This window comes from Nocardiopsis chromatogenes YIM 90109, from assembly GCF_000341185.1.
Taxonomy (GTDB): Bacteria; Actinomycetota; Actinomycetes; order Streptosporangiales; family Streptosporangiaceae; genus Nocardiopsis_A; species Nocardiopsis_A chromatogenes.
The window spans coordinates 1-11,043 of the sequence record NZ_ANBH01000173.1; the positions used below are offsets into that span (position 1 = coordinate 1).

15 protein-coding genes and 1 pseudogene are annotated in these 11,043 nt (G+C 76.0%); 5 read left to right on the plus strand and 11 right to left on the minus strand.

Features of this window, described 5'->3' with window-relative positions; translation table 11 throughout:
- Positions 1-220: 220 nt before the first annotated feature.
- The 7 genes from D476_RS40150 to D476_RS0118040 all read right to left on the minus strand — a co-directional run bounded on the left by D476_RS40150 (position 221) and on the right by D476_RS0118040 (position 6,187).
- Positions 221-709, minus strand: a complete 489-nt coding sequence (locus D476_RS40150; RefSeq protein WP_152529380.1) for a hypothetical protein — start codon at positions 707-709, stop codon at positions 221-223.
- 177 nt (positions 710-886) lie between these two features.
- Positions 887-2,104, minus strand: coding sequence for a thiolase family protein (locus D476_RS0118015; RefSeq protein ID WP_017625328.1), 1,218 nt, complete (start codon positions 2,102-2,104; stop codon positions 887-889).
- The gene (locus D476_RS0118020) at positions 2,067-3,701 is read right to left on the minus strand and encodes a class I adenylate-forming enzyme family protein (RefSeq protein ID WP_017625329.1); all 1,635 of its coding nucleotides are present in this window, start codon (positions 3,699-3,701) and stop codon (positions 2,067-2,069) included. Before D476_RS0118020 ends, D476_RS0118015 begins: the two co-directional genes overlap by 38 nt.
- A gap of 37 nt (positions 3,702-3,738) precedes the next feature.
- The gene (locus D476_RS0118025; RefSeq protein ID WP_017625330.1) at positions 3,739-4,320 is read right to left on the minus strand and encodes a biotin transporter BioY; all 582 of its coding nucleotides are present in this window, start codon (positions 4,318-4,320) and stop codon (positions 3,739-3,741) included.
- Positions 4,317-4,751, minus strand: a complete 435-nt coding sequence (locus D476_RS33715; protein ID WP_017625331.1) for an energy-coupling factor transporter transmembrane component T — start codon at positions 4,749-4,751, stop codon at positions 4,317-4,319. Before D476_RS33715 ends, D476_RS0118025 begins: the two co-directional genes overlap by 4 nt.
- A 195-nt stretch (positions 4,752-4,946) precedes the next feature.
- Positions 4,947-5,696: an energy-coupling factor ABC transporter ATP-binding protein gene (locus D476_RS0118035; RefSeq protein ID WP_017625332.1), complete on the minus strand. Its 750-nt coding sequence runs from the start codon at positions 5,694-5,696 to the stop codon at positions 4,947-4,949.
- Positions 5,693-6,187, minus strand: coding sequence for an acyl-CoA thioesterase (locus D476_RS0118040; RefSeq protein ID WP_017625333.1), 495 nt, complete (start codon positions 6,185-6,187; stop codon positions 5,693-5,695). Before D476_RS0118040 ends, D476_RS0118035 begins: the two co-directional genes overlap by 4 nt.
- Positions 6,188-6,460: 273 nt before the next feature.
- Here D476_RS0118040 and D476_RS39130 point away from each other — a divergent pair.
- Positions 6,461-6,610 (plus strand): annotated as a pseudogene (locus D476_RS39130) (alcohol dehydrogenase catalytic domain-containing protein); the annotation flags it as partial.
- Between the two features lie 149 nt (positions 6,611-6,759).
- On the opposite strand, the gene D476_RS39135 reads toward D476_RS39130, so the two are convergent.
- The gene (locus tag D476_RS39135) at positions 6,760-6,972 is read right to left on the minus strand and encodes a hypothetical protein (protein ID WP_017625334.1); all 213 of its coding nucleotides are present in this window, start codon (positions 6,970-6,972) and stop codon (positions 6,760-6,762) included.
- A gap of 150 nt (positions 6,973-7,122) precedes the next feature.
- On the opposite strand from D476_RS39135, the gene D476_RS39140 reads away from it, so the two are divergent.
- Positions 7,123-7,332: a zinc-binding dehydrogenase gene (locus D476_RS39140; RefSeq protein ID WP_017625335.1), complete on the plus strand. Its 210-nt coding sequence runs from the start codon at positions 7,123-7,125 to the stop codon at positions 7,330-7,332.
- On the opposite strand, the gene D476_RS33725 is transcribed toward D476_RS39140, so the two are convergent.
- Entirely contained in the window at positions 7,280-7,840 is a 561-nt protein-coding gene (locus D476_RS33725; RefSeq protein ID WP_239648744.1) for a hypothetical protein, read from the minus strand. The two genes, D476_RS39140 and D476_RS33725, sit on opposite strands and share 53 nt — an antisense overlap.
- A gap of 238 nt (positions 7,841-8,078) precedes the next feature.
- Between D476_RS33725 and D476_RS0118060 the strand changes: the two genes are divergently transcribed.
- Both D476_RS0118060 and D476_RS0118065 read left to right on the plus strand, forming a co-directional pair.
- On the plus strand, positions 8,079-8,537 hold the full coding sequence (locus D476_RS0118060; protein WP_017625336.1) for an ASCH domain-containing protein: 459 nt from the start codon (positions 8,079-8,081) through the stop codon (positions 8,535-8,537).
- A gap of 74 nt (positions 8,538-8,611) precedes the next feature.
- A complete protein-coding gene (locus tag D476_RS0118065; protein ID WP_017625337.1) occupies positions 8,612-9,835 on the plus strand; it encodes an NAD(P)/FAD-dependent oxidoreductase in 1,224 nt (407 codons plus the stop codon).
- A 57-nt stretch (positions 9,836-9,892) separates the two neighbouring features.
- Here the strand turns inward: D476_RS0118065 and D476_RS37990 are convergent, their stop codons facing one another.
- Positions 9,893-10,057, minus strand: a complete 165-nt coding sequence (locus tag D476_RS37990) for a hypothetical protein (RefSeq protein WP_017625338.1) — start codon at positions 10,055-10,057, stop codon at positions 9,893-9,895.
- Between the two features lie 44 nt (positions 10,058-10,101).
- On the opposite strand from D476_RS37990, the gene rnhA reads away from it, so the two are divergent.
- Entirely contained in the window at positions 10,102-10,560 is a 459-nt protein-coding gene (gene rnhA, locus D476_RS0118075) for a ribonuclease HI (protein WP_017625339.1), read from the plus strand.
- Positions 10,561-10,693: 133 nt separating this feature from the next.
- Here rnhA and D476_RS0118080 read toward each other — a convergent pair.
- Positions 10,694-11,043 (minus strand): hypothetical protein (locus tag D476_RS0118080; RefSeq protein ID WP_204367001.1); only part of this gene is annotated, 350 nt, incomplete at its 5' end.

The following is an 11,043-nucleotide window of genomic DNA, read 5'->3' on the forward strand; positions in this document are numbered from 1 at the left end:
AGGGGCGCGGCTGGGACGGAGGCCGCCACGAGTGCGGACGACCACCTGCCTACCCTGTCGCCGCCTTCCCGGACCGCGAGGGGGCCGGCGGGCGGCCGAAAGTACTGCCGCAACAGCCGCCCGCCTCTCACCGTGGCCGCCCTGCCCCGCACTTCAGCGGGCCGACGCCCGGCGGAGTACGTCGACGAGAAGTGGTCCTGGCTCACGTTGCGTGGAGTGCTCACCCGGCGTGACGGGCCGTCAGGCGAGCAGGATGCGTTTGCGCAGTAGCGCGACCGGCCCGTCCGTACATCTGCCGTTTGAGCGTCTCGATGCGGTCGACGTGCCCCTCGACCGCCCCAGAGGTCCAGGGGAGGGTGAGCCGGGCGCGGACGGCGCCGAGGTCGCGTTCGAGGCCCGCGAAGGTGCGCAGGGCAGGCAGGTCGTCGCCGCGCACCGCTTGGGGCCACTGCGGCCGCTCGCCTCCCAGGTCCCTGGTGGGCATGCGGGCGAAGGAGCGCACGTGGCCGGTCAGGGCCTCCAGGCCGGGGCGGTCTCGGCAGGCCTGCTTGGGCGCGAGGCGCTCGTGCTCTTCCGGTGCCTCGGGCGGGGGAAGGGCAGCTCGCGGGTGCGCGGCGGGCGCGGCCCTGGCCGCAGCTTTCAGGGCCGGGGAGGGGGTTCCGGGCGTCGCCCCGGGACTCGCGTCGCCTCCCTTACGCTGGGTGAGCACTCCGCGCAATGCGGGCCAGAACCCGCACCCGCGAACGAACTCACCCGGCAGGGGCCTGGAAGCGGGGGACCTGTCGAGCCGTCGCCGCCTTTGGCGAGCGTGCATACGACTGGCGGCGCCGGGGGCGGCCGCGGCCCTTCGGTCCTCCTCCAGGCCCGCCCCGGCGGAATCGAACAGTCAAAGCTCCAGGTGTTCGAACAGGGCCGTCAGCCCCAATCCACCGGCGATGCCCAGCATCGCCAACCCCTGCCCGCCCGCACCGGCCGACTCCTCGCGGACCAGGGCGCTGTACAGGCGGGTCACCAGGATCGCGCCCGACGCCCCGAACGGGTGCCCCAGGGCGATCGCCCCGCCGTCCAGGTTCACGGACTCCTCGTCGATGCCCAAGCGGTCCAGGCTCGCCAGCACTTGCGCTGCGAAGGCCTCGTTGAACTCGATCCTCGGCGCCCGGACGTCCAGGCCCGGGACCCGCTCCACCAGGCGGCGCGTCGACTCCACCGGGCCGATCCCCAACAGGTTCGGGTCCACGCCCGCCGAGGCCGCGTCCACGAATCCCAGCGCCGTCCGCGCCCCCAGCGCGCGGGCCCGGGCCGCGCTCGTCACCAGCATCGCGCTCGCGCCGTCGTTCAGCGGGCACGAATTCCCCGCCGTCACCGTCCCGTCCTCCGCGAACACCGGCCGCAGCCGCGCCAGCGCCTCGGCCGAGGTGTCCGGGCGCGGACACTCGTCCCGCTCGACCGTGCCCACCGCCCGGCCCGCGCGCGTGGGAACCGGAACGGTCTCGGCGTCGAACCTGCCCTCGGCGGCCGCCGCGACCGCCCGCCTGTGGCTGGGCCGCGCGAACGCGTCCTGCCGCTCCCCGGGCACCCCGTAGGCGCGTGCGACGTTCTCCGCCGCCTCGCCCATCTCGGGGTCACCCACCTCCTCCGGGGAGAACCGGGCCCGCGCGTAGAAGCGCGGCATGCCCGTCGGCCGGTCCGGGCGCTCGGCCCGCCACGGCGCGGTACTCGTGCTCTCCACCCCGCCGGCCAGGTAGGCGTCACCGGCCCCGGCCGCGACCATGCGCGCCGCCTGCATCACGGCTTCGAGCCCCGACCCGCACTGGCGGTCCACGGTCACCCCGGGCACCCCCACCGGCAGGCCCGCGGTCAGTGACGCCAGCCGGGCGACGTTGCCCCCGCCCCCGGCGGCGTTGCCGACCACCACGTCGTCGATGTCCCCGGGCGCCGCCCCCGACTCGGCCAGCACCGCGCGCAGCACCGGCGCCAGCAGGTCCTCGGCGCGCACCCGCGCCAGCGCCCCGCCCGCGCGCCCCACCGGGGTGCGCAGCGCGGCGAGCACTACCGGGCGGCGGTCCTCAGGCATCGGGGAGCGGGACGAGCCGGGCGTCACCATGGGCGATCCACTCCTCCAGAACGGTGCGGGAGACCTTCCCGCTGCGGGTCAGCGGCCACTCCCGGGCCGCCCACAGGCAGCGCGGGACCTTGTACCGGGGCAGCAGGGCCTCGCAGTCGGCGCGCAGCCGCGCCCGCGTGAGGCCCTCGGAGCCGGGGCCGGAGACCACCGCCGCGACCACCTGCCCCAGGTAGTCGTCGGGCAGACCGAGCACGGCCGCCTCGTCCAGCCCCTCCAGGCGGACCAGCGCAGCCTCGACCTCGCCCGGGTAGACGTTGTGGCCGCCGGTGATCACCATGCCGCCGGAGCGCCCCGCCAGGTGCAGCTCCCCGTCCTCGGACAGCCGCCCCAGGTCCCCGACGGTGGCCCAGTCCCCATCCGTCCTGAAGCCCGACCCGCCGCCCTCCACCGCCCTCGGCGGACGGCGCTCCGCGCCGCGGTCCTCTTCTCCTTCCCCGTCGTCCCCCCACAGGTAGCCGGAGGAGGCCAGCGGCCCCCGCACGAACACCGTGCCCGTCCGGCCGGGCGGAAGGGGCGCACCGTCCTCGCCCCGTATCTGGACATCGACCCCGGGGAACGGGTATCCCACCGCCCCGGGCTCGGCGGCCGGGTCGGCCCCGGGCGGCGTGTGGCGCACGGTGACGAAGCTCAGCTCGGAGGCGCCGTAGTACTCGCGCACATGCGCGCGCGGGAACAGGGACATGGCCCGGCGCATGGTCGAGGCGTCCAGGCGGGCGCCGCTGCTGACCACACACTCGACGTCGGTGAACGCGCGGTCGTCCCGGCCGCCGTCGAGGGCGCCGTCGTTCAGGGCGCCGTCGGCCAGGCCGCGCAGCATCGTCGGCACCACCACCAGCCGTGTGGCGCGGTGCTCAGCGAGCGCGCGCCGGGCCGCGGCGGCGTCGAACCCGGGGAGGGTGATGCAGCTCGCGCCCTCGTACAGGGCCTCGGTGAGGGCGTACAGCCCCAGCCCATGGGAGAGGGGGCCGGGGACCAGCGTGCGGTCGTCGGGGTGGGCGCCGAACACCTCGCCCCCGTGGCGCAGGCTCGCCCGCCACGACCCCCGCGTCCGGTGGAACGCCTTGGGCGGGCCGGAGGTGCCGGAGGTGAACCCGACCAGGAACGGCGCCGCGTCGGGTCCGGGGACCAGTTCGTCCTCCGGGTCCGCCCCGAGCGCCGCCTCAAGACGCGGGTCGCGCCCGCCCCCGCCGCGCGGTGCCGCAAGCAGCGGCACCCCCAGCGCGCGGGCGGCCTCGGCGATGGCCCCCGCCTCATCGGCCGCCACCAGGTCCGGGCGCAGCCGCCGCAGCACCTCCTCGGCCTGCGCGCGCGGCCACGCCGGATCGAGCACCGCGCAGCGCCCGCGCCCGGCGGTGGCCCCGGCGAACAGCTCGGCGAAGACGGGGGAGTTGCCCGCGCCCACGGCCAGCAGCCCGTCGCGGCGGCCGGACACCTCGCGCAGCACCGCGGAGACGGCCGCCGCCCGACGCACGAGCCCGCCGTAGTCGATGGAGCCGCCGCGCTCCCCGCCCACGACGAGGGCCGCCCGGCCGGGGCGCGACCGGGCGTGCTCCAACAGGCGCGCACTCAGCGGCACGGAGCCGCCTCCCGCGCACGCACGCTCCCTCGGCGGCTCACTTCAGCTCCATGCTGTAGGACCGGGCCACGCCGTGCGCCACCAGCGTCGCCGCCACCGCCTTGATCAGGTCGCCCGGCACGAACACCATGCCGCCCAGCGCGGCCTCCCGCAGCGGCAGGCCGCTGCTCACCGACAGCCACGGAATCCCCAGCGCGTACACCACGACGATCCCGCCGGCCACGCACGCCGCCAGAATCGCCCCGGCCTTGGCCCACCCGCGGGTCAGCCGCGCCGCCCAGTACTTCACCATCAGCCCGGTCACCAGCGCCCCGGGGATCCACCCGACCAGGTAGCCGCCGGTCGGACCGGCGAACACGCCCAGCCCGCCCCGGCCCCCGGCCAGGACCGGCAGCCCGATCGCGGTCAGCAGCACCACCAGGCCGCAGGCCAGGGCGCCCCGCACGGGGCCCAGTACCGCCCCGGCCAGCATCACCCCCAGCGTCTGCAGGGTGATGGGCACCGGCACGATGCCGATCGTGATCGGCGGGACCAGGCCCAGCGCCACGATGATCGCGGCGAACAGGGCGACGAGTACGACGTCCCGGGTGGTGATCCCGCGTTCCTGGGGGCGGTTCACGTGGGGTTCTCCTCGGTGCGGGCGCCGCCTGAGGGGCGGCGCGGGGGCGGATAGCAGCGCGCGTCGATCGCGTCGGCCACGTCGTCGGCGGCCTTGAGCGTGCGCACGATCAGCGGGACGAGCAGCGCGACGGGGTTGGCCTTCAGGCCGCGGGCGGCCTGGGCCTCCCGGATCTCCTGGAACCGGCGGAAGACCTCGGGCACGAACCGCAGCACCAGCGACACGCCCAGGCTGATGCGCTCGGGGTTCGCCACGCCCACGCGCGCCAGCGGGGCGGTCAGCCGTTCGAAGAACTCCAGCAGGTCGGCCGGCCGGGTGGTCAGCGTGACGGCCAGCGCCAGCATGATCAGCGCCGCGAGCCGCAGCAGCATCGCCACCGCCGTGTGCACGTCCTGCAGCAGCGCCGTGGCGGCGAACAGGATCGCCAGCATCACCCCGACCGGCAGCAGCCGCGCCCGCAGCGNGCGCCGACAGCACCAGCCCCGCCGCCACCGCCGCGGCCGCTCCCAGCACCGCCGGGTGCGCCAGCAGGAACAGGCCGATCCCGGCGGCGAAGAGCACGGCGAACTTCACCCCGGCGGGCAGCCGGTGCAGGGGCGTGGTCCCGGGGACGTACAGGGAGGTGTTCACGAGCAGTGCTCCCTGTACCAGGCCACCGCCTCGCCGGGCGCCCCGTCGAAGGCGATCCCGCCCTCGTGCACCACCAGCACCCGGTCGTAGCCGGACACCAGCTCCAGGTCGTGGGTGACCACCACCGCCGCGGGCGCCATGGCGTCCACCGCCTCGCGGATGCGGTTGCGGTTCTTCAGGTCCAGCAGCGTGGTGGGCTCGTCGAACACCACCGTGCGCGGGCGCATCACCATCACCGACGCCAGCGCCACCAGCTGCTTCTCGCCGCCGCTGAGCAGGTGGCTGTGCCGCTCGGCCAGGTGTGCGATGCCGAAGGACTCCAGCGCCTCGGCCACCCGCCCGGGGATCTCCTTCTTGGGCAGCCCCAGGTTCTTCAGGCCGAAGGCCATGTCCTCGGCGACGATGGGGAAGACGATCTGGTTGTCGGGGTTCTGGAACACGAAGCCGACCTCGGAGCGGACCTTGCGCCCCTCGGTGCGGGTGTCGCGGCCGTCGACGAGCACCCGCCCCTGGTCGGGCACCACCAGCCCGTTCAGCAGCCGCGCGAGCGTGCTCTTGCCCGACCCGTTCTGCCCGATGACGCCGATGCGCCGCTCGGCCAGGCGCAGGTCGAGCCCGCTGAGCACCGTCCGCCCGTCGTAGCCGACGGCGGCCCCCTGCAGCTCGATCACCGGGGCGGGCGGCTCGGCGGCGTGGTGCCGCTCCTCGGCCGCGGACCCCGGTGCGGGACCGGCGGGCGCGGTCATGCCGGCCCCTGCGCGTCCTGGGCGGCGGCACCCCCGTCCGCGCCCCCGTCGGCGGGGGCGTCCGGTCCGCCGTCCCCGCCGTCCTGCGGCGCGGAGGCGGCGCGCAGCGCGGCCGCGGTCGGCTCGGGAACCGGGACCGGGCGGCGCGTGTGCGGGTCCACGCACACCCACACCACCTCGGCGCGGGCGGCGGCCCCGCCCCCGGCGGCGTCCTCGTTCCGGGCGAGAACCGCGAAGGTCAGGCTGGTGCGCCCGATGCGCGCCACGTGCGCGGCGATCTCGGCGGGGTCGCCGAAGCGGAGCGGCCGCTCGTAGACCACCTCGACCTTCTTGACGTGGTAGGCGGCCCGGGACGACGACGGGTCGAACAGGGCGCTCAGCCCGGCCTCGCGCAGGAACTCGTTGACCGCGTCCTCGGCGTAGGCGACGTACCGGCCGTTGTGCATGTTGCCGTGCATGTCGACGTCGGAGAAGGGGACGCGTAGGCGCATGGTCGGGATCCTCCGGCCGGGCGCCCGCCCAGGGCGCCCTCTTCGTGGTCATGGGCCCCGCCGCGCACCGGCGGGGCCACTCCCTGTGTACCCGATCGGCCTTCGCCGTCGTTACGTTGGGGGCCGACTACGAGCACCATGGGGCACCGAACGCCCCGGGGAGGGGATCGCGTGCGCAGAGCCGTCGTCACCCGCTTCGGCCCGGCCGCCGAGGCGGTCGGGATGGAGGACTACACCCCCCGCCCGCCGGGGGAGGGGGAGGTGCAGGTGCGCATGGCGGCGGCCGCCGTCAACCCCTCCGACCTGGTGGCCATCGCCGGGGCCTACCCCTCGCGCACGCCCCTGCCGCACATCCCCGGCTTCGAGGGCGTGGGGCGGGTGTGCGCCGTGGGGCCCGGGGTGCAGGGGCTGCGGGAGGGGGAGCGGGTGCTGCCCATCGGCAGCCCCGGCGCCTGGCAGCAGGTCAAGACCGCCGAGGCCCGCTGGTGCTTCCGCCCGCTGCCCGAGCTGACCGACGAGCAGGCGGCGCTGTCCTACATCAACCCGCTGACCGCGGTGCGCATGGTCCGGGCCTACGCCGCCGGACCGGAGGCGGGGCCGGTCGCGGTGAACGCGGCCGGGTCGGCGATCGGCGGCATGCTGGCGCGGCTGCTGCACCGGCGCGGGGTGCGGCCGGTGGCGCTGGTGCGCGGCGGCGCCTCGCGGCCGGCCGTGGCGGGCCCGGAGTGGGCGGGGGCGGTGGCCACCGACCGGCCGGGCTGGACGGAGGAGCTGGCGCGGCTCACCGGGGGCGGGCCCCAGGTCGCCTTCGACGCCGTCGGGGGAGAGGAGGGCGGACGGCTCGCCCTGTCCCTGCGGTCGGGAGGCAGCCTGGTGCACTACGGGCTGCTGTCGGGGCTGCCGCTGGCGGGGGGGGNGCCCGCAGGCGCCCCGACGTGCGCATCGCGCTGTTCCGCCTGCGCGACTGGGTGCACTCCGCGCCGCGAGAGGAGGTCCAGGAGTCGCTGGACGAGGCGGGACGGCTGGTCCTGGAGGGGGCGGCGGCCTCCCCGGTGCAGGCGTCGTTCCCGTTGGAGCGCGTGCGCGAGGCGATCATCGCCGCCCAGGAGCGCGGCGGCAGGGGCAAGGTGCTGCTGCTGCCGTGACGGGGCACCGGCGCCGCGGGCTCACCGCCGGAAGCGGTCCCGGGCCAGGTCGCGGGCGAGGTGGGAGGGGTGCAGGCGGCCCGTGCGGCGCAGGCGCCGCCAGTCGGCGCGGGTGCCGCCAGTCGGCGCGGGTGCCGTGGGAGAGCTGCAGGTGGAAGTAGTTGGCCTGCTCGACGGCCGCGAACGCCCACAGCGCGGCGCCCGGCCACGTGTGCGTCCACGGGGCGCCGGAGGCGAACCCCGCGCCGACCACCGCGGCCCCGGCCGCCAGGAGGAGGGGGTTGGCGATGCGCAGCACGCGGAAGGCGGGCAGCCCCGCGGGCAGGCGGCGGCCGCCGAGGAGCTGGCGGTACTTGAGCCACCAGTAGGCGCCGCCCTCGGCGAGGAACAGCACCAGCAGCCCGAACCCGGCGAGGTTGGGCGCCGACGGGGGCATCGGCCAGAGCCGGGCCACGGCGGGGAAGAGGACGAGGGCGTTGAGCCACTCCAGGAGGGCGAGCGTGCGCATGCGGCGCACGGTGGGCCGGGAGGCCGGGGCGGGCACGGCGGGCGTCCAATCGCCGGCGGGAGGTGCGGAGCCGGGGCTCACGAGCCTATGCCTCCGACCCGGCGGAGGGGCCTCCGTGTATAAATCTACGTTGTAAAGCCAGTGGTGGCGGGGTGCCCACACGACCTCCCATTCATAAGGAGCGGCTACGCCGCCCTCACTCCCAGACCCCCGGACCGTACGCCGCTATGGTGGCCGCATGCCGACCGTTCCCTCCTCTTCCGAAGCCCTCGCCTCGCTGCCCAGGGCTGAATTCGGCTTCCCCGGCCCACTGCGCGACCGGCTCGTCGCCGCGGTCCTCAGCGGCGCCAAGACCTCCACGACAGGGCTGGCCGCCGAGTACGAGCGCGAAGGCGAGCCGCTGCCGCGTGCGGGAGACCGCTCGGTCGTCGTCGACTCGGGCGGCCGGCCGGTCGCCGTCGTCGAGGTGACCGGCGTGCGGGTGGTCCCGCTGGCGGATGTGGACCTCGCCCATGCGGTGGCCGAAGGGGAGGGGCACACCAGCGTGGCGGATTGGCGCGCGGACCATGAGCGGTTCTGGCACGGCGAGCAGATGCGTACGGTCCTCCAGGCTCCCGGGTTCACCGTGGATGATGCGACCCCCGTCGTCCTGGAGCGCTTCCGCCTCGTCACCGCCCTCGCCCCACCGAACGGGTGACGCGCCGCACACGGTGTCACAGGGCTCGGGCACCCGGCGTCTTGAGGTCGAACCCCAAGGCAAGGGAGTACACCGTGACCGAGACGACCCAGGCCGTCGTGGTGGGCGGCGGATACGCCGGCGTCATGGCCGCCAACCGGCTCACCGGCCGCAGCGGCGTGGCCGTGACCCTGGTCAACCCGCGTCCAGGCTTCGTCGAGAGGATCCGGCTGCACCAGCAGGCCGCAGGCGGCTACGACGCCTTCCGCGAATACCGCGACGTCCTCGCCCCCGGCGTGCGCACGGTGGTCGGCACCGTCGAGCGGATCGCCGCCCCCGAGCGCCGCCTCACACTGGCGGACGGCACGACGGTCGACTACGACTACCTGGTGTACGCGGTGGGCAGCGGCAGCGCCGCCCCGGACGTCCCCGGGGCCGCCGAGCACGCCCTCCCCCTCGCGAGCCTGGAGGAGGCGCGGCGGCTGCGCTCCGCGCTCCAGGACGCCCCCGAATCCGCGCCGGTGACGGTCGTCGGGGCCGGGCCGACCGGGATCGAGGCCGCCACCGAGCTCGCCGAGCAGGGCCGCCGCGTGACCCTGGTCTGCGGCAGGGTGATGGGCCCCTACCTGCACCGGCGCGGCCGCCGCACGGTCGCCCGGCGGATGGCCGAGCTCGGCGTGTCGGTGCTGCAGGGGCCGGGCGCCACCGTGGTGGAGGTGGCCGCCGACGCCGTCCGGCTCGGCGACGGCCGGGAGCTCCCGAGCCGGGTGACCGTCTGGAGCGCCGGGTTCGCCGTGCCGGACCTGGCCGCGCGCAGCGGGCTGAGCACCGACGCGGACGGGCGCCTGCTCACCGACGAGACGCTGACCAGCGTGGACGACGAGCGCATCGTCGCCGCGGGGGACTCTGCTGCGCCCTCGGGGATGCCGCTGCGGATGAGCTGCCAGGCTGCGCTCCCCTTGGGTGCGCGCGCCGCCGACACGGTGCTCGGCAGGATCGGCGGGCGGCGGCCCTCCCCGCTGAACGAGGTGTTCGCCGGGCAGTGCATCAGCCTGGGGCGGGAGGGCGGGATCTTCCAGTTCTCCCGCCGGTACGACGTGGCGGTGGGGTTCCACATCCGCGGCCGCCTCGGGGCGCGGGTGAAGGAGAAGGTGTGCCGCGGCACCGTCGAGCACATGGCCGAGGAGGGCCGCGACCCCGGGTCGTACCGGCTGCACAAGGTCTCCGGCGGGCCTGAGCGCGCGCGGCGGCTCGGGGAGCTGCAGGCCCTGGAGACGGACTCGGGCGCGGCGCCGGACCCGGCCGCTCCGCGGGCCTGAGTCCTGCTGTGGCCGTCGGCGCCCCCTTCCGTCGGCGGCCACAGTGCTGCGCCGGTCTCAGGCGGGGGCGGGCGCCGTGGCCGGTGACCGCACCTGGGTCATGCGGGCGGGCAGGCCTCCGCGCGGGGGCATGGAGGCGGATCCGGCGGTGGCCGTGATGACGGGGCTCTTGCGGCGGTAGAGGGCGCCGAGGATTTCGCCGGGGAGGTATCGGGGGGGCATGGTGCTCCTGGGGGCGGTCCGGCCGCGGCGGTAGATTGCGCGGCATGCCGAAGAACGAGATGCCCGGGTCGGTGGTGGCCTACACCGACGGGGCGTGCAAGGGGAATCCGGGGCCGGGCGGGTGGGGCGTGGTGCTGCGGTTCGGCCCTCACACCAAGGAGCTGTACGGCGCCGAAGGGGAGACCACCAACAACCGTATGGAGCTGATGGCGGCGATCATGGCGTTGGAGAGCCTGACGCGTCCGGTGCCGGTGGTCCTGCACACCGACAGCACCTACGTGCGCAACGGGATCACGCGGTGGGTGCACGGCTGGAAGCGCAACGGGTGGCTCACCTCGTCCAAGGAGCCGGTGAAGAACGCCGACCTGTGGCGGCGGTTGGACGAGGTGGCCGGTCGCCTGGAGGTGGAGTGGCGCTGGGTCAAGGGCCACGCAGGGGACGAGGGCAACGAGCGGGCCGACGCCCTGGCCTGCCAGGGCAGGGACGAGGCCGCGGGGGTCTGATGTCCTGTACGGTCGGCTGTTCGAGCACGGGGGGAGGGGCCTGAACGACGCGGGGCCGCCCTTGAGGGGCCCTGCCGTGCGGACGGGAAACCCCGGTCGCCCTCCGCTCCGGCCGGATCGCGCGTATCGGCTGTCAGATGGTGAACAGGCCCCAGTACGCGGCCCAGGGCAGCAGGACGGCGGTCCCGGCGTACAGCGAGCCCAGGCGGATCTTCGCGGGGGTGTCGAGCCGGGCGCGCGCACGGTGGCACCGGATGCCCAGGGTGAGCGTCGCCGTGGCGGCGCCCAGGGTCGCGAGCTGCAGTGCCAGCCACGGCAGGGGGTGCCCGGCGAGGACCGGGCCGGGCGCCGTCCCGGCGGTGGTCATGATCAGCCCGAGGTAGCCGATGGTGAGCGGGGGGATGGCCAGGCCCGCCAGGGCCACAGCCCCGGCGGTTCGGCGGCCGGGGGGCAGCCGGGGCCGACCGCGCAGGCGGGAGTGGG